Raw genomic sequence first — 16,083 nt, forward strand, 5'->3', positions numbered from 1 at the left:
GACAGGTAAACGATGCAATTGGCATTAGACGTTTTTCACGACAGTTTATCCGCACTGCCGCTCAGTCGAGCGGCAGTCGAGTTGTTCGCGGAGGAAGAACCCATCATGAGTGAGATTAGACAAGTCGGCCCCAATCACAGGATCGTTCAACTGATCATTTGCTTAACTGATAGGAGTTAGCCACAAGGGCGACTTTTTAATATCTTGAAATCAGTAACTTACCTGTGCGCACTACACAGATAGTGCCGCAATGGCCTGATTAATCTCTTTGTAGGTCATAAGTTTTCGAGAGTCTTTCACGTCTGGTAATAAAACTTTGCCATTATCAAATTTAAATTTCCCCACACCCGAGATTACAAACTGCCCTTTAAACAAAGTTTTAACAAATCGTGCAACTTGATGTGGACGATAGGTAGTAAATTCACGCAACATAGCACCCCCTATTCCTACTAAACACAAGAGAAACCTTGATTTTGTTCCATTCCTTAGAACCTGTGTGGATTATACCTAATTTGGCATTAATAGACAGTATTTTGTTAACAAAATAATCACATTTCATCACACTTCAGCACAATTCTCTACCCAAGCAAAATTTTCGGTATATACTTTTTCTCGCACAATCAAAAGGAATAACATAATGAAAAATAAAACCCTTCTTACTCTAGCAATTGCATGCTCTCCAGCCTTGGCTTTTGCACACAACATCGCCTTGGGTCAAGCCGTCCCAACGGTTGAGGTGAAAAGCTACGGCGAAATCATTCTTCAAGGGGATGATACTGCGTTTCAGACATGGTCAACGCAGGATATGACCGGTAAAGTTCGTGTCATCCAAGCGATTGCTGGGCGTAGCAGTTCAAAAGAACTCAATGCGCCTTTAATGGCAGCGATCACAGCAGCGAAGTTCCCTCAGCAAAGCTACCAAACGACATCTATCATCAACCAAGATGATGCTATCTGGGGAACAGGATCGTTTGTTAAATCATCAGCGGAAGACAGCAAAAAAGAATTTCCATGGTCATCAATGGTTCTAGACGAAGAGGGAGCCGTTGCAAGTCATTGGGATTTAGCTAAAGAGTCATCGGCGATCATTGTTCAAGACAAACAAGGCAAAGTGCTATTTGTAAAAGAAGGTGCGCTCAATGAATCTGAGATTGAGCAAGTCTTGAAGCTAGTCAAAGAAAACATCTAGCAATTGAGCAGTTAGGTTTCACCTTTTGAATGGAGTTGTTATAGTATAACAATTCCATTTTTTGTTTGTTCTCGCCGTGTTGATATCTCGCCCAGTTTCAGTTCGTTCAATGGCGGTTGCTCTGTTAGCAGCTGCGCTGTTGCTATGGCTCAACTTTGCCTATATCGAGCACCAGTACGAACTTTCGTCAACTCACCATAGTGAACATCACTGCCAACTTTTTGCCAGTGGATTACATGGAGCGAGTCCGGCAACTCTCAACCTCCTTGCTGCCCCACTAAACTTGCGACCAGACGTTACCCTAACGACTCGTGTCCAGGAAGTGGTGTTTTATGCCTATCAACCGCGCTCTCCGCCTCTTTCTTGATTATATTTAAAACAACTACTTAAACATTATTCCCTTTATTGGTCACAGTTACTTTATTAAATATTTTCAGGAATCAAAATGAACAAGATTACTCCTCTTGCGTTGGGTGTTGCCCTGGCTACTAGCTCTCTGGCATATGCAGAAGAAGGTTTCCGCCAGCACGGTGCCCATGTCCATGGTCAGGTTGAATTCAATATTGCTCAAGATGGCAATGAGCTACTTGTAGAGATAACAGCCCCAGGTGCAGATGTGGTTGGTTTTGAACACGCACCTACAAATGACGCAGAAAAGCAGCAGCTAAAAGACGCTGTAGCCAAACTGAGCCATGCTGATCATGTCTTCACCCTAACCTCTGAAGCTGGTTGTAAAGTCGAGCACCAATCTGTTACTCACACTTTAGGCGCAGATAAACATGATCATGATGAGCACCATGACCACGACAAACACGATCATGAAGAGCATCATGACCATGACAAGCACGATCATGAAGAACATCATGACCACGATAAACACGACCATGACAAGCACGATCATGATGAGCATCATGACCACGACAATCACGATCATGAATCAGGTGGCCATGGTGAGTTCACCGTTGAGTATCATTACCAGTGTGACAATGTTTCTGCTATCAGCAACATCGAAACATCTTGGTTCTCTCAGTTCCCTAGCACTGAATCAATCAAAGTGAACCTGTTAACTGACACCAAACAAGCTGCAATGGAGCTTAAACAGGGTCAGAAAACTATTTCATTCTAATGCTAAAGTGGCCTAGCTCTGTTGGGCCACTTACCTCTTGATTGGAAACCAGAATGGATAACCTTAGTCATCAGCCTGTCGTCGAACTCAATCAAGTCGAGTTCATCTGGCCAGGCAACCGAGCCGCGACAATAAGTATTCCCTCACTAACGATTAAGCGTGGTGAACACCTTTTTATTAAAGGCCCTAGTGGCTGTGGAAAGTCGACCCTATTGGGGCTACTGACTGGCATCAACTGTGCTACCTCTGGTCAGATCCGCGTGTTGGGAAAAGACCTTTCAGCGCTATCAGGTAGCCAACGCGATAAGTTTCGTGCTGACAATATTGGCTATATTTTTCAACAATTTAATCTATTGCCATACTTAAGCGTGATTGAAAACGTCATGCTGCCATGTCAGTTTTCTTCCTCACGTCGCCAGCAAGTTGAAGGTGACATCATCTTGCACGCCCAAGCGTTGTTGAAAAAACTTCGCTTACCAGAGAGCCTAATGAACAAACCTGTGGTCGAACTCAGCATCGGTCAGCAGCAACGCGTAGCCGCAGCAAGAGCCTTAATCGGTAAACCGGAAGTGATTATTGCCGATGAACCGACCTCTTCACTTGATTACAACAATCGCACTGCTTTTATCGAACTGCTTTTAGAGCAGGTCAATCAAGCAGGTTCTACCCTTCTGTTTGTCAGCCATGATCCAACACTGGAGCCCCTGTTCGACAGAACCATCGATCTAGAACAAATTAATCAGGCAGGAGGGAAGTCATGACACCAACCGTTAGCCTTGCGTGGAAAAGTGTTCGAAACCGCAAAGTCACTGCGATACTGTCTATCCTGACCGTAGCAATTTCGGTCATTCTCTTACTCGGTGTTGAACGTATTCGAACAGAAGCCAAAAGCAGTTTCGCCAACACGATTTCAGGAACAGATTTGATTGTTGGAGGCCGTTCCGGACAGGTCAATCTATTGCTTTATTCTGTTTTTCGCATAGGCAATGCCACTAATAATATTGATTGGAAGAGTTTTCAGGAGTTTAGCCAGCACCGCTCGGTCGCATGGACAATCCCAATCTCACTTGGCGATTCTCATAAAGGATTCCGAGTATTAGGTACCAATCATGACTATTTCTCTTACTACCAATATGGAAAGAAACAGAACCTCTCGTTTCAATACGGGCAAGAGTTTAATGGATTATTTGAAGCCGTTATTGGGTCAGAGGTCGCTCGTTCCCTCAACTACACAATAGGCAGTGAAATGGTCATCGCACACGGGATCAGCGATGTGGCATTCAGCCGCCACGATAAATTACCATTTAAAGTTGTAGGCATCTTGGCGCCAACAGGAACGCCCGTAGACAAAACCATTCATGTATCTCTACAAGCCATTGAAGCCATTCACGTTGGCTGGGAAAGCGGTGCTAATTTAGGCAACAATCCGACCGCTGAACAGTTAAACGCTATGGATTTCCAACCCAAGCAGATCACCGCAATGCTGATCGGTCTGAAATCAAAAATTCAAACTTTCGCTCTTCAGAGGCAAATTAACACCTACGGCAAAGAACCATTAAGTGCCATCCTACCTGGAGTCGCATTACATGAACTTTGGGGTATGATGTCCGTAGCGGAGCAGGCATTGATGGCCGTTTCCGTGTTCGTCGTTATAGCAGGACTACTGGGTATGCTTTCAAGCTTACTCACCAGCTTGCAAGAAAGACGACGTGAAATGGCAATCTTAAGAGCGATGGGCGCTCGACCTAGACATGTGTTTAGTCTGTTAATTCTTGAGGCCAGTGTCCTGACATTCATCGGCTTAGTCATCGGAATCATCGGGCTCTATGCGGCACTTGCTTTCGCTGCGCCTCTCGTTCAGCAACACTATGGCATCAATCTACAGATATTAGCCCTCTCATCACATGAACTGACGCTGCTGGGAGCGGTACAACTTGCGGGAACCCTAGTCGGATTTATTCCCGCACTAAGAGCTTATAAACAATCGCTTAGCGATGGTATGACGATTAGAGTGTAACAATGAAGAAGATAACGATTTTATTTCTAACGCTGATCACCGTGGCGTTATCAAGCATAACTGCTCATGCAGAAGATACTCTGACTCTCGACTGGATTGACCTGATTCCGGAGAGTGAGCGCAACCAGTTTGACGCATATGGCATGCCCGCCATCGACCACGACGGTGATGTAATGAAACAGTCAAAGGTTGGCACGGTTCGACAAGAGCTAAACGGCAGTATGGTTAAAATCCCAGGCTTTGTCATTCCACTGGAAGGGGATGAAAACATGGTGACGGAGTTTCTACTCGTCCCGTACTTCGGGGCATGTATTCACGTACCACCACCACCACCAAATCAAATCATCTATGTGAAATTCCCTAAAGGCGCACCCGTTCAACAACTGTGGGATGTTATCTACGTGATTGGGACACTAAAAACAGAAACCATTAGCCATGAGTTGGCAGAAACAGGATATGTCATACAAGGCACCGAGATCGCCGAGTACGATGATATGTAAGTGTTAAAAAATTCGCAGCCTGTTAATTGCCTTTAATTAGGCCAAATAGCTAGACAAATAACCTAGCACCGCTAGGTAAACTAGTAATAAAAGGGCAATTGACAGATGCTTCTTCAGTTTATCTTCATTGAAATACTTCATAAGCTCCTCAAAACTAACGATAACAATTTTAACAACTTGTTATCATTTATGGTAGCGATATTTTTATAAAGTGGCTCACAGTCTTTTTCTGGCGAGCAAAGCCGTTCCGAGGTACATTTAATACTTAACTTTAAGCATATGATGGCTAAGGAAATAGCATGTCTGAGAGCAATAAGCCCGTTGTCATAGAGCATCAAGCTGAGCACACTCAACGCCAAGAAAAGAAATCCAGCTACATCAAAGACAGCGCGAGTCGTGTGCTCAATATCGCCCAGCTTTATGGCTTAGATGCGTTACTTCAGGCTGAGACTCCAGAAAAAAGCACGCTGGAGCGAGCCTTGATTCGCGAAAGGAAACGCAAAGAACTTAGACAGAAAAACCTAGAGCAGATCCTGAAACTGGCACATATCTCATGTAAAGATGAAACAGCCGGAGATCCCGACCAAGACTGGCTCTACCGCTTCTTCGATATGGCACAAGAAGTTCACAACCACTCTATGCAACGCTTATGGGCTCAAGTACTCAAACGCGAGGTCACGAATCCGGGCTCAACCTCGATGAAAGCGCTGAAAGTACTCCAAGACATGACGCCAAAAGAAGCACAGATTCTACAGCGATCCGCTTCATTGGCCTGTAGTTTTGGCGGGGATAACAGCCGAAAGTTATTGGTCGGCTACCGTGCCCAAGGGGGAATATTCAGTTTTGGTAAACGCAATACCACCAGCAATATTAACGTTGGCAATTACCAACTCCCATACTCCAGTCTGTTGGTGCTGTTTGAACTAGGGCTCATGCATGGTACCGAATTGGAATCAGGGGAAATTGAACTCGAGTCACCTCTTCCACTCAACTACCAAGGCAAACAACTCTCTTTACAGGCTCATAGCAAAGGGGTTCGACTACTCTATTACCGTTTTACGCCTACTGGAAACGAACTCTGTAAGCTACTCGGAAACAAGCCTAACATGCAGTACTACGATCAGGTCGTCGCGTTACTGAGTCAGAAATTTACCGCCAGCACAGAGATACAGCCGACAGTGGATACAACGGTATAGCGAAAAGCAAAAAGGGTTGACACACAGTGTCAACCCTTTTTCTTTAAATTCAGACAGTTAAGCTTAAATATTAGCCAACACCGCCTGCAACTTTCGACTCGCTCACCACAAGAACTTATTAAAGGACGAAGCCCGTTCTAAAATCTCGTACGATCTCGAAGCGAAGCGTTCTCGCTCTACGCTTTGTAAGCCTTAAACGCATTGATTAGACCGTTAGTCGAGCTATCGTGCGACGTGATTTCAGAATCATCTGCAAGCTCAGGCAAGATTTGGTTCGCGAGTTGTTTACCTAGCTCAACACCCCACTGATCGAAACTAAAGATGTTCCAGATAACGCCTTGTACGAAGATTTTATGTTCGTACATCGCAATCAGGTTACCTAGGGTACGTGGTGTGATTTTCTTAACTAGGATTGAGTTCGTTGGGCGATTACCTTCAAACACTTTAAATGGTGCTAGCGTAGCCGCTTCCTCTTCACTCTTACCTGCTTTTGCAAATTCAGCTTTTACCGTCTCTTCAGATTTACCGAACGCTAACGCTTCAGTTTGGGCGAAGAAGTTAGACATTAGTTTCTGGTGATGGTCGCCCGCTGGGTTGTGGCTGATTGCCGGAGCAATGAAGTCACAAGGGATCAGCTTAGTCCCTTGGTGGATCAACTGATAGAACGCGTGTTGACCGTTAGTACCTGGTTCACCCCAAATGATTGGGCCTGTTTGGTAAGTCACTGCATTACCATCACGGTCAACGTATTTACCGTTAGATTCCATGTTACCTTGCTGGAAGTAAGCAGCAAAACGGTGCATGTATTGGTCATATGGAAGAATCGCTTCAGACTCTGCTCCGTGGAAGTTGTTGTACCACAGGCCAATCAGCGCAAGAATCACAGGAATATTGCTTTCAAGTTCCATTGACGAGAAATGGTTGTCCATCTCGTGAGCACCATCAAGTAACTCAACAAAGTTGTCATAGCCCACTGCAAGAGCAATAGACAGACCGATTGCAGACCATAGTGAGTAACGACCGCCAACCCAATCCCAGAATTCGAACATGTTGTCCGTATCGATACCAAACTCAGATACTGCTGTTGCATTCGTAGACAGTGCTGCGAAGTGCTTAGCGACATGAGCTTGATCGCCCGCAGACTCAAGGAACCAATCACGTGCTGAGTGCGCGTTAGTCATTGTTTCTTGAGTAGTAAATGTCTTAGACGCAATCAAAAATAGAGTGGTTTCAGGGTTAACCTTCTTCAATGTTTCAACGATGTGTGTGCCATCAACGTTAGAAACAAAGTGTAGATTTAGGTGGTTTTTGTATGGTGCGAGTGCTTCTGTCACCATGTAAGGACCTAGGTCAGAGCCACCGATACCGATATTAACGATATCTGTAATGGATTTACCTGTGTAACCTTTCCACTCACCACCAATAACACGCTCAGTGAAAGACTTCATTTTTTCAAGCACTGCGTTCACCGCTGGCATTACGTCTTCACCGTCGACCATAACTGGTTTGTTGCTACGGTTACGTAGAGCCGTGTGCAGCACTGCGCGATCTTCTGTTTTGTTGATCGCTTCACCACTGAACATCGCTTCGATCGCGGCTTTCAACTCAGTTTCGTTTGCTAAAGCAAATAGGTGCTTCAATGTTTCTTCGTTGATTAAGTTTTTAGAGTAATCAACGAGAATATCGCTGCCAAAACGAGCAGAGAAGTTTTCAAAACGAGCTGGGTCTTGAGCAAATAATGCTTTTAGATCCATATCTTGTGCAGATTCGAAGTGCGCTGTTAGCGCGTTCCAAGCTTGTGTTTGCGTTGGATTGATATTTTTCAACATGGTTACTATCCCGATGTTACAGTAGGTTTTATTCCATACAGCCTAGCGAAAACTGGTGGAATCCCCGATTTAGCAAATAATAATATTAGGTATGTTAGGGCAAATTGCCACAAAACAAGACTTTGTAATTTTTTTTCAGGTGCCAATTATGACGCAGGGCTTTCTCACTCACATTGAGTTAGGTCACGTTCCCTGCTTGAACTTTAAACAAACACCTTCATTGCAAGTAAGATTCTACCACTAACCTTGATTAAGCTTAACACTAGAGCAACATCAATCTGCAACAGGCCTGCTTATGTGGACACAAAAAACAATTCAAATCTCAGCGAAGAAGAAAGGATTTCATCTAATAACCGATGAAATTGAACAACAAATACCACAACTTAAACACTATTCCGTCGGATTATTACAGTTATTTATCCAGCATACTTCCGCTAGTTTAACCATCAATGAAAACGCCGATCCAACCGTAAGACACGATATGGAGAAACACTTTAATCACTTTGTCCCTGAGCGAGCCCCTTACTACAAACATACTTACGAAGGTGATGATGATATGCCCGCACACATTAAAGCGTCGACACTCGGTTGCAGTGTGATGATTCCAATAACAAATGGGCGGTTAGCGCTAGGAACTTGGCAAGGGATCTATTTAGGTGAGCATCGTGACTATGGTGGCTCAAGAACCATTATTGCCACTATTCAAGGAAATCACGATTGACTTGGGATACGGGAAGATAAGACTCTCTGTGCGAGAGTCTTGTTATAGCTAAAAAGGTTGGTTAATCATCACGCGAAAAGTGCCTTCATCGGCTCCTTGAGCCACTTCTGCTCGTACCACGATACCTTCCACTTGAAAACGGACAGCACCGCCTAAATTCCACTTCATATCGCTATGTAAGGTCTTGGCATCGTACTCATCAGCCACACGACCAACCTCTGCAAAAACCACCCATTGCCACCAAGGCAGATCGTAATAGTTAATCAAAGGAATGCCATCTAAGGGTTGCCAATCAGGCAGCACTCGGTACTCAGCAGAATAGTGCACCGCTGAACGGCCATGATAACGGCCGCTAGTGTAACCTCGCAGACGATACAAGCCACCCAAGCGTATCTGATCTTGCTCTGGTGGTTTGACACGACTCCAGCTTGGTGTATCCGCAGTATAGAAATCAAACGCTAATACTTGCTGATCAAACCACTCACCGAGCGGGCCTAACGCATAATATTGGCTATTCTGAAACTCCCACTTAGTCCAAATATCTTCGCTCTGCCAGTGGTCAGCACCAGCAGTAATATCCAATGAGGTATGTGAGCCTTTAGTGGGGTTTCTGACGCTATCACGGTTGTCCCAATCAAAACTAAACTTGAAACCACTGGCTTTGTCAGCCTGGTTGTAGATATCCAGCTCTCGTGACGAATAAAACGGAGTCAGCACCACCGAGCTCACTCCAGATTCAATCGGAGACGCAAAGCTCACCTCTCGAATCGGTTGAAACGCACCCATTAAGCCATGCTGCTTCACATTGCCCCATGGCAGCAGGTACTTAAATTCAAACTGGTAGTTTTGTTCGAAACCATTCGTAATGGTTTTTTGCCCTGTTTGTGAGTCATTACTTCCCTGCTCACCCAAGTAGTATGGGTTATCATTGAATTGAGCCTGATACATTTGAGTGCTAAAAAGAAGTTGATCCGCTAACGCATAATTGAACGCAGACACAAAGCCAACATAGCTCTCTTTCTCTGAATAGAGCGCCATGCCAAACAAGGCGGCCTGAGGCTGACCAACACCTTTAGCGACACCTGCAACACCAAAGGTGTGACCGAGAGTTTCAGTGCTAAAGTAAAAAGGCAGGAAGGCGGAATCTTTTTCTGCACTCATTGAGTAGGCAGAAACAAAAAGACTGGCAGTCAATGCCAGTCTTAGCAATAATTTGTACGACATTAGACTACTTCGAAAATTCCATATCAACTCGTGATGTGAGTTTGGTCACCAGTTCATAGGCGATGGTACCGATATGACTTGCCACTTCTTCAGCAGGAAGATCTCGTCCCCACAATATAGCTTCATCGCCAACGAGATCGTCGGCATTTGGACCTAAATCAACCGTCAGCATGTCCATTGAAACTCGACCAGAAATAGGCACTTTTCGCCCATTAACCAAGACGGGTGTGCCATTCGGTGCGGTTCTTGGATAACCATCCCCATAGCCAATAGCAATAACACCCACTTTGGTATCTCGCTCACTGGTCCATACACCACCATAACCGACACTTTCACCCGCTTTAACATCTCGCACAGCAATTAAGTGTGATTTAAGAGTCATTACAGGTTGGTACCCCAGCTCTTGAGCGGTTTTGTCATTAAATGGAGAGACCCCATACATGATAATTCCAGGGCGAACCCAATCGAGTTGGCTATCTGGCCAAGCTAGTAAACCCGCTGATGCCGCGAGTGAACGCTCACCTTCACATCCTTCAGTCAGAGCCATGAACAATTCTGTTTGCTCATTGGTTGTTGAACGGTCAAGCTCATCAGCACAGCCAAAATGGCTCATATAACGGAGCGGTTTTGCGACGTTGTTGCACGCTTTTAGGCGAGTAACAAATTCATCATACTGCTCAGGACGCACGCCCAAACGGTGCATCCCACTATCAATTTTCAGCCAAACTACAACCGGGGTTTCTAGCTCCGCCTGCTCTAAAGCGATTAACTGCTCTTCACAATGCACAACCGTTTGAATGTTATTCGTGACTAATACCGGCAAATCACCAGATGAGTAAAAACCTTCAAGCAACAAGATGGGCTTTACTACACCACACGCACGTAATTGAAGCGCCTCTTCAATTCGCGCAACGCCAAAGGCATCAGCACCCTGTGCATTTTTCGCTATGTGGCGCAGCCCATGACCATAGCTGTTCGCTTTTACAACCGCCATGATCTTACTGTTGGGAGCCTGCAGCTTAATCTGCTGTAGGTTATGTTGAAGTGCGTCTAAATCAATATAGGCTGTCGCTGCTTTCATGTAGCTCATAGCGTTACTCATCATCCATATCAAATGCAGGGCCAGCGTAGTTGTCGAAGCGAGACCATTGACCTTGGAAGGTGAGTCTCACCGAGCCGATTGGGCCGTTACGTTGCTTACCGAGGATGATTTCCGCTGTTCCCTTCATTGAACTGTCCGGATTGTAGACTTCATCACGGTAGATAAACATGATTAAGTCGGCATCCTGCTCGATAGAGCCTGATTCACGCAGATCCGAGTTTACAGGGCGTTTGTCAGCACGTTGCTCTAGAGAACGGTTAAGCTGTGATAGCGCAACAACAGGAACGTTAAGTTCCTTAGCAAGCGCTTTAAGTGAACGAGAAATCTCAGCGATTTCCAACGTACGGTTATCTGACAAGGCAGGGACTCGCATCAACTGCAAGTAGTCGACCATGATCATAGAAAGACCACCATGATCACGAGCGATACGACGAGCACGAGAGCGCACTTCCGTTGGTGTTAGACCGGAGCTGTCATCGATGTACATATTCTTTTTCTGCATCAGAATACCCATCGTCGATGAAATACGCGCCCAATCCTCATCGTCTAGCTGACCAGTACGAATTTTCGTCTGGTCGACTCGCGATAATGACGCCAGCATACGCATCATAATCTGCTCTGCGGGCATCTCTAGTGAGAAGATAAGTACGGGCTTCTCTTGGGACATTGCGGCGTTTTCACATAAGTTCATCGCGAACGTGGTTTTACCCATCGATGGACGCGCCGCGACAATCACCAAGTCAGAACCTTGAAGACCAGCGGTTTTCTTATTGAGGTCAGTAAACCCCGTATCAACACCCGTTACACCATCTTGCGGAGATTTGTACAGCAGCTCGATTCGTTCTAACGTTTTCTCGAGGATACTATCAACATTCTGCGGCCCTTCGTTTTCATTGGTGCGAGCTTCGGCAATAGCGAACACTTTACTTTCAGCAAGATCAAGCAGGTCTTCAGAGCTACGCCCTTGAGGGTCATAGCCAGCATCAGCAATTTCGTTTGCCACCCCAATCAGATCACGCACCAAAGCGCGCTCAGCGACGATATCGGCATAAGCATTGATGTTTGCCGCACTTGGCGTATTTTTTACCAGATCAGCAAGGTAAGCAAAGCCTCCAACATCTTCAAGCTGTTCACGAAGCTCCAAGAACTCAGATAAAGTAATCAGATCGAGTGGCTTATTATCTTCTAGCGTGGCTTTCACCGCTTCAAAGATCAATCGGTGTGGACGACTATAGAAATCCTTGGCGACAACACGTTCAGCAACGGTATCCCAGCGTTCGTTATCCAGAAGAAGGCCACCAATGACAGACTGTTCAGCCTCCAATGAATGTGGAGGGACTTTTATCGCATCAACTTGTGCGTCGCTAAACTTTTTATTTCGATTATCTACTTTCGCTTCAGCCATGGGTCTGCTCAACAACTTGCTATAGACCGCTAATTATAACGAGAATGAAGCCTTTGTCTGTAGCCTTGGGTGAGTTTGTCGGGTTCTAATGTAGAATTAACTTATTGCTGACCGTAAACAGAGCAATTGAAACTACTATTGCGCCATTCTTTTCATCAATATCGAGGTAGTTCGTGTCTAAAATTTGGCTAATGAGTGCAAGTTTAATGAGCTCAATGTTTGTCTATGCCGATGACAATGGACTAAGTAAAACGGATATTGATCTTCCTTCACCATGGAATAGTGAGGTGGAATTTGGTTATCAGGCACACACTGGTAATTCTGACTCGCGCTCGCTTAATTCTCGACTCAGTGCAGAATACGTTGAAGGACGCCACCGGACGAACGGGGAATGGAAATATTACCTACTGTATAAAAATGGTGAGGAAGATAAGCGCCAGTCTAGCTATACCGCTCAAAGTGACTATAAGTTAGGCTCCAAAACCTATCTCTATGGCAGCTTTAAAGGCGTCGACTCTAGGTATAGTGCGTATTTCAAGGATTACACCCTTTCTGGTGGTCTAGGTTATCAGTTCTCTAATACTGACACCTTCGTGCTAGAGCTCGAGTTCGGTCCAGGTTTTCGCTACCAAGAACCCAATCTTGACGAAATTGATGACGATGACATCATTTTTCCTGAGACCGTCCGCGAAGGCATTTTTCGCGGTAACATTAATACCAAATGGCAAGCGCTCGACAATTTAGCGGTCTCAGCAGATATCACCACCGTTGCGGGTCACAGCAATATCCGCACAGATACAGATATTAGCGTGACAAACAACATCACTGAGGACATCGCGTTGAAGCTTTCCCACTCTCGTCAATATCACGATAAAGTTCCCGAAGGCTTAGAAAAGGCGGACAGTATTTTCTCCGTCAACTTACTGTTCATTTTCTAAACAGCCGGATTTATTTAGATATAAAAAAAGCACCTCTAAGAGGTGCTTTTAAAATACGTCTTGATACTGAATTATTCAGCAGCAACAACTTGTAGAGTAACTGTAGCGAAAACTTCAGAGTGAAGTTGAACGCTGATCTCGAACTCACCGATGTTACGTAGTGCGCCTTCAGGAAGACGAACTTCGCTCTTAGCAACTTCAACGCCAGCTGCAGTGATTGCATCAGCGATGTCGCGAGTACCGATAGAACCGAACAGTTTACCTTCGTCACCAGCTTTAGAAGCAATAACAACTGCTTCTAGTGCTTCAACTTTCTCAGCACGAGCTTGAGCAGCTGTTAGTTGCTCAGCAACTTTAGCTTCTAGTTCAGCGCGACGAGATTCGAACATTTCAACGTTGCCTTTAGTAGCCATAACTGCTTTACCCTGAGGGATAAGGAAGTTACGAGCGTAACCAGATTTAACGTTTACAGTGTCACCAAGACCACCTAGGTTACCGATTTTATCAAGTAGAATAACTTGCATTGTTTAATTCCTCTTTATAAAACGAACCGATTACTGATGCTTGTCAGTGTACGGAAGTAGAGCTAGGTAGCGTGAACGCTTGATAGCGCGAGCTAGTTGACGTTGGTATTTAGCACTTGTACCAGTGATACGGCTAGGTACGATTTTACCAGCTTCAGTGATGTAGTTTTTAAGAGTTGCTACGTCTTTGTAATCAATCTCTTGTACGCCTTCTGCTGTGAAACGGCAGAATTTACGACGACGGAAGAAACGAGCCATGGGCTATCTCCTGATCTTAAATTTGAGTAATGTTGTCGGCATGAAGCACTAATTTACCAATGCCATTTCGGCTGGTTTGGTAAGCGACAAAACCACTTACCTTAATGCTACTGCCTTGTACTAAATTCTGAGTGTCTGCTTGTGACCTTTGCCCGCTGACTACTACCGGCATACGACAATAAACTTGTCTCGGTAAGTCAGCTTCGATAACGGTAGAGCGATGCTCTAACCAAAATCGACAGTGTTCAATACCACTAGGGCTTTTAGAACGAATGGGCGGTTTGGCAATGGTGCCAGATAGCTCCATTCGATTGGTCATAAGTTGAATTACTCAGCAGCTGCTTCTGGCTTGAATTCAGCACGCTCTTCGCGACGAGGAGCACGCTCTTCTTTCTGCTTAAGCATGATAGATTGCTCAGTGATCGCTGATTTAGTACGCATGATCATGTTACGTAGAACTGCATCGTTGAAACGGAAAGCAGTTTCTAGCTCATCGATTACAGCTTGGTCAGCTTCAACGTTCATTAGAACGTAGTGAGCTTTGTGAAGCTTGTTGATTGGGTAAGCCAGTTGACGACGGCCCCAGTCTTCTAGACGGTGGATAGTACCGCCAGCTTCAGTGATTGAACCAGTGTAACGCTCGATCATGCCAGCAACTTGCTCGCTTTGATCTGGGTGCACCATGAATACGATTTCGTAATGACGCATGGGTTGCTCCTTACGGATTATTCAGCTTCCACAAATGGCCCGGTCGTCCAGAGGAAGCAAGGAACTAAAGATAATTGACCGAGTTTAAGGAGCACGAATAGTACAGAAAGAAAGCAGTTTAAGCAAGAGAAATGTGATAGGGATCGGCAACGAAATTCACCACACCTCAGGAGTGACATTTCGCTACCGAAAAGGTCGAGTTAGAGTCTAGTCATCTTCATCAACATATTGAGCTTGCAGGTAATTCTGAATACCCGACATATCAATTAGACCTAATTGAGTTTCCAGCCAGTCGACATGTTCTTCTTCATCTTCAAGAATATCTTGGAATAGATCTCTAGAAACATAGTCATGGACATCTTCTGCGTAGGCGATAGCGTTTTTAAGGTCTGGAATCGCGGCCATCTCAAGTTTGAGGTCGCATTCAAGCATTTCCTTAGTATCTTCACCGATCATAAGCTTGCCTAAATCCTGAAGGTTAGGCAGACCTTCTAAAAATAGAATGCGCTCTATCAGATGATCTGCATGTTTCATTTCATCGATAGATTCGTGGTATTCCTTTTCCGCGAGATGTTTGAGTCCCCAGTCTTTATACATACGAGCGTGGAGAAAATACTGATTGATCGCTATGAGCTCGTTACCGAGAACTTTGTTGAGATGCTGGATAATGATTGGATCGCCTTTCATGACATAAGCCCTCCTCTTTGGCTCTTTTAAATGTAGAACCAAATGGCAAACTGTCAAAAAAGACTCAGCGATAGCTTAGCTGACTTGTTTGAGTTGTAGGTATTCTGTTTCTGCTAGGATTTCTTTGGCTGGTTTGATGCACTTACCGCATTGCGAACCCAGCGCCGTACATTTTTTTATCCCCTTGATATCAGTGATCCCTTCATCAATGGCTAACTGTCTAATTTTCTTGTCCGAAACACCATGACAAAGACAAACATACATATCTAAACTTTCCAGTACCGTTAACAGAAGATAAATATAAACAAGAATTGTTATCGTTACCAGTTGTATTGGCACAATAATAAGATCATTTCGTTATAACGCTGGTACCACTCAAGCAACAATTCAAAGCGTTACAGATGAGCCACTAAGCCAAACATCAAACGTAAAATCTTTCCTGAATTCTATCAATAGTTTAGAAACAGAGCCGAGAGATATTGGCTTATAACCAAAACAGAAAAAGGGAAGCCTAAGCTTCCCTTTCTCAGATGTGCGTTCTTCAAAAATGAAGAAGTGTGCAAATCTTCAGATAATTCTATAAGAATTAAGCGAAGATCTTAGCAACAACACCAGCACCAACTGTACGGCCACCTTCGCGGATCGCGAAACGTAGACCT

The 16,083-nt window shown here is 44.8% G+C and carries 20 protein-coding genes and 1 pseudogene; 9 read left to right on the forward strand and 12 right to left on the reverse strand.

Annotation, left to right across the window (positions count from 1 at the left end; translation table 11 throughout):
• Positions 1 to 231: 231 nt before the first annotated feature.
• Positions 232 to 432 carry a DUF1107 family protein gene (locus tag ACQEXR_RS18755; protein ID WP_138971602.1) on the reverse strand — a complete coding sequence of 67 codons (201 nt, stop codon included), beginning with the start codon at positions 430 to 432 and terminating at the stop codon, positions 232 to 234.
• Positions 433 to 637: 205 nt separating this feature from the next.
• On the opposite strand from ACQEXR_RS18755, the gene ACQEXR_RS18760 reads away from it, so the two are divergent.
• From ACQEXR_RS18760 to ACQEXR_RS18790, 7 genes are all read left to right on the forward strand, one after another.
• Positions 638 to 1,189, forward strand: a complete 552-nt coding sequence (locus ACQEXR_RS18760; protein WP_138971603.1) for a YtfJ family protein — start codon at positions 638 to 640, stop codon at positions 1,187 to 1,189.
• A gap of 76 nt (positions 1,190 to 1,265) precedes the next feature.
• Positions 1,266 to 1,556, forward strand: coding sequence for a DUF2607 family protein (locus ACQEXR_RS18765; RefSeq protein WP_427020912.1), 291 nt, complete (start codon positions 1,266 to 1,268; stop codon positions 1,554 to 1,556).
• 78 nt (positions 1,557 to 1,634) lie between these two features.
• A complete protein-coding gene (zrgA, locus tag ACQEXR_RS18770) occupies positions 1,635 to 2,315 on the forward strand; it encodes a zinc uptake protein ZrgA (RefSeq protein ID WP_427020913.1) in 681 nt (226 codons plus the stop codon).
• Between the two features lie 53 nt (positions 2,316 to 2,368).
• On the forward strand, positions 2,369 to 3,076 hold the full coding sequence (locus tag ACQEXR_RS18775) for an ABC transporter ATP-binding protein (protein ID WP_426952007.1): 708 nt from the start codon (positions 2,369 to 2,371) through the stop codon (positions 3,074 to 3,076).
• Complete coding sequence (locus ACQEXR_RS18780; protein WP_331417689.1) at positions 3,073 to 4,332, forward strand: ABC transporter permease; 1,260 nt, start codon at positions 3,073 to 3,075, stop codon at positions 4,330 to 4,332. Before ACQEXR_RS18775 ends, ACQEXR_RS18780 begins: the two co-directional genes overlap by 4 nt.
• A 2-nt stretch (positions 4,333 to 4,334) precedes the next feature.
• Positions 4,335 to 4,832: a DUF3299 domain-containing protein gene (locus ACQEXR_RS18785; protein ID WP_331417688.1), complete on the forward strand. Its 498-nt coding sequence runs from the start codon at positions 4,335 to 4,337 to the stop codon at positions 4,830 to 4,832.
• A 299-nt stretch (positions 4,833 to 5,131) separates the two neighbouring features.
• Positions 5,132 to 6,028 (forward strand): TIGR03899 family protein, encoded by an 897-nt coding sequence (locus ACQEXR_RS18790; protein WP_427020914.1) that lies wholly within the window; start codon positions 5,132 to 5,134, stop codon positions 6,026 to 6,028.
• A gap of 176 nt (positions 6,029 to 6,204) precedes the next feature.
• Here the strand turns inward: ACQEXR_RS18790 and pgi are convergent, their stop codons facing one another.
• Entirely contained in the window at positions 6,205 to 7,857 is a 1,653-nt protein-coding gene (pgi, locus tag ACQEXR_RS18795; protein ID WP_138971611.1) for a glucose-6-phosphate isomerase, read from the reverse strand.
• Between the two features lie 295 nt (positions 7,858 to 8,152).
• On the opposite strand from pgi, the gene ACQEXR_RS18800 reads away from it, so the two are divergent.
• Entirely contained in the window at positions 8,153 to 8,578 is a 426-nt protein-coding gene (locus ACQEXR_RS18800) for a secondary thiamine-phosphate synthase enzyme YjbQ (protein WP_427020915.1), read from the forward strand.
• A gap of 48 nt (positions 8,579 to 8,626) precedes the next feature.
• Here ACQEXR_RS18800 and ACQEXR_RS18805 read toward each other — a convergent pair whose 3' ends face one another.
• Genes ACQEXR_RS18805 through ACQEXR_RS18815 form a run of 3 tightly spaced genes read right to left on the reverse strand, consistent with a single transcriptional unit; the run spans position 8,627 to position 12,309 of the window.
• On the reverse strand, positions 8,627 to 9,802 hold the full coding sequence (locus ACQEXR_RS18805) for a BamA/TamA family outer membrane protein (RefSeq protein ID WP_427020916.1): 1,176 nt from the start codon (positions 9,800 to 9,802) through the stop codon (positions 8,627 to 8,629).
• A 4-nt stretch (positions 9,803 to 9,806) separates the two neighbouring features.
• Positions 9,807 to 10,883 (reverse strand): alanine racemase, encoded by a 1,077-nt coding sequence (gene alr, locus ACQEXR_RS18810; RefSeq protein WP_427020918.1) that lies wholly within the window; start codon positions 10,881 to 10,883, stop codon positions 9,807 to 9,809.
• A gap of 13 nt (positions 10,884 to 10,896) precedes the next feature.
• The gene (locus tag ACQEXR_RS18815) at positions 10,897 to 12,309 is read right to left on the reverse strand and encodes a replicative DNA helicase (protein WP_138971614.1); all 1,413 of its coding nucleotides are present in this window, start codon (positions 12,307 to 12,309) and stop codon (positions 10,897 to 10,899) included.
• A gap of 173 nt (positions 12,310 to 12,482) precedes the next feature.
• Here ACQEXR_RS18815 and ACQEXR_RS18820 point away from each other — a divergent pair, with 173 nt between their 5' ends.
• A complete protein-coding gene (locus tag ACQEXR_RS18820; protein WP_171052164.1) occupies positions 12,483 to 13,247 on the forward strand; it encodes a DUF481 domain-containing protein in 765 nt (254 codons plus the stop codon).
• 71 nt (positions 13,248 to 13,318) lie between these two features.
• Here ACQEXR_RS18820 and rplI read toward each other — a convergent pair whose 3' ends face one another.
• From rplI to ACQEXR_RS18855, 7 genes and pseudogenes are all read right to left on the reverse strand, one after another.
• Positions 13,319 to 13,771: a 50S ribosomal protein L9 gene (rplI, locus tag ACQEXR_RS18825; protein WP_138971615.1), complete on the reverse strand. Its 453-nt coding sequence runs from the start codon at positions 13,769 to 13,771 to the stop codon at positions 13,319 to 13,321.
• Positions 13,772 to 13,801: 30 nt separating this feature from the next.
• Positions 13,802 to 14,029 carry a 30S ribosomal protein S18 gene (gene rpsR / locus ACQEXR_RS18830; RefSeq protein ID WP_000090472.1) on the reverse strand — a complete coding sequence of 76 codons (228 nt, stop codon included), beginning with the start codon at positions 14,027 to 14,029 and terminating at the stop codon, positions 13,802 to 13,804.
• 16 nt (positions 14,030 to 14,045) lie between these two features.
• Complete coding sequence (priB, locus tag ACQEXR_RS18835; RefSeq protein WP_426952015.1) at positions 14,046 to 14,348, reverse strand: primosomal replication protein N; 303 nt, start codon at positions 14,346 to 14,348, stop codon at positions 14,046 to 14,048.
• Positions 14,349 to 14,356: 8 nt separating this feature from the next.
• Positions 14,357 to 14,737, reverse strand: coding sequence for a 30S ribosomal protein S6 (rpsF, locus tag ACQEXR_RS18840; RefSeq protein WP_331417681.1), 381 nt, complete (start codon positions 14,735 to 14,737; stop codon positions 14,357 to 14,359).
• Between the two features lie 207 nt (positions 14,738 to 14,944).
• Positions 14,945 to 15,424: a bacterioferritin gene (gene bfr / locus ACQEXR_RS18845; protein ID WP_138971617.1), complete on the reverse strand. Its 480-nt coding sequence runs from the start codon at positions 15,422 to 15,424 to the stop codon at positions 14,945 to 14,947.
• Between the two features lie 75 nt (positions 15,425 to 15,499).
• The gene (locus ACQEXR_RS18850) at positions 15,500 to 15,688 is read right to left on the reverse strand and encodes a (2Fe-2S)-binding protein (RefSeq protein WP_427020917.1); all 189 of its coding nucleotides are present in this window, start codon (positions 15,686 to 15,688) and stop codon (positions 15,500 to 15,502) included.
• Between the two features lie 322 nt (positions 15,689 to 16,010).
• A pseudogene (locus tag ACQEXR_RS18855) lies at positions 16,011 to 16,083 on the reverse strand (elongation factor Tu); the annotation flags it as partial.

Origin of the sequence: Vibrio sp. TRT 2004 (genome assembly GCF_050113735.1) — a bacterium.
Classification (GTDB): domain Bacteria; phylum Pseudomonadota; class Gammaproteobacteria; order Enterobacterales; family Vibrionaceae; genus Vibrio.

Coding starts and splice junctions, on each gene's coding strand:
- ACQEXR_RS18755 (WP_138971602.1), bottom strand. CDS start 432: ATGTTGCGTGAATTTACTACCTATCGTCCACATCAAGTTGCACGATTT.
- ACQEXR_RS18760 (WP_138971603.1), top strand. CDS start 638: ATGAAAAATAAAACCCTTCTTACTCTAGCAATTGCATGCTCTCCAGCC.
- zrgA (WP_427020913.1), top strand. CDS start 1,635: ATGAACAAGATTACTCCTCTTGCGTTGGGTGTTGCCCTGGCTACTAGC.
- ACQEXR_RS18775 (WP_426952007.1), top strand. CDS start 2,369: ATGGATAACCTTAGTCATCAGCCTGTCGTCGAACTCAATCAAGTCGAG.
- ACQEXR_RS18780 (WP_331417689.1), top strand. CDS start 3,073: ATGACACCAACCGTTAGCCTTGCGTGGAAAAGTGTTCGAAACCGCAAA.
- ACQEXR_RS18785 (WP_331417688.1), top strand. CDS start 4,335: ATGAAGAAGATAACGATTTTATTTCTAACGCTGATCACCGTGGCGTTA.
- ACQEXR_RS18790 (WP_427020914.1), top strand. CDS start 5,132: ATGTCTGAGAGCAATAAGCCCGTTGTCATAGAGCATCAAGCTGAGCAC.
- pgi (WP_138971611.1), bottom strand. CDS start 7,857: ATGTTGAAAAATATCAATCCAACGCAAACACAAGCTTGGAACGCGCTA.
- ACQEXR_RS18800 (WP_427020915.1), top strand. CDS start 8,153: ATGTGGACACAAAAAACAATTCAAATCTCAGCGAAGAAGAAAGGATTT.
- ACQEXR_RS18805 (WP_427020916.1), bottom strand. CDS start 9,802: ATGTCGTACAAATTATTGCTAAGACTGGCATTGACTGCCAGTCTTTTT.
- alr (WP_427020918.1), bottom strand. CDS start 10,883: ATGAAAGCAGCGACAGCCTATATTGATTTAGACGCACTTCAACATAAC.
- ACQEXR_RS18815 (WP_138971614.1), bottom strand. CDS start 12,309: ATGGCTGAAGCGAAAGTAGATAATCGAAATAAAAAGTTTAGCGACGCA.
- rplI (WP_138971615.1), bottom strand. CDS start 13,771: ATGCAAGTTATTCTACTTGATAAAATCGGTAACCTAGGTGGTCTTGGT.
- rpsR (WP_000090472.1), bottom strand. CDS start 14,029: ATGGCTCGTTTCTTCCGTCGTCGTAAATTCTGCCGTTTCACAGCAGAA.
- priB (WP_426952015.1), bottom strand. CDS start 14,348: ATGACCAATCGAATGGAGCTATCTGGCACCATTGCCAAACCGCCCATT.
- rpsF (WP_331417681.1), bottom strand. CDS start 14,737: ATGCGTCATTACGAAATCGTATTCATGGTGCACCCAGATCAAAGCGAG.
- bfr (WP_138971617.1), bottom strand. CDS start 15,424: ATGAAAGGCGATCCAATCATTATCCAGCATCTCAACAAAGTTCTCGGT.
- ACQEXR_RS18850 (WP_427020917.1), bottom strand. CDS start 15,688: ATGTATGTTTGTCTTTGTCATGGTGTTTCGGACAAGAAAATTAGACAG.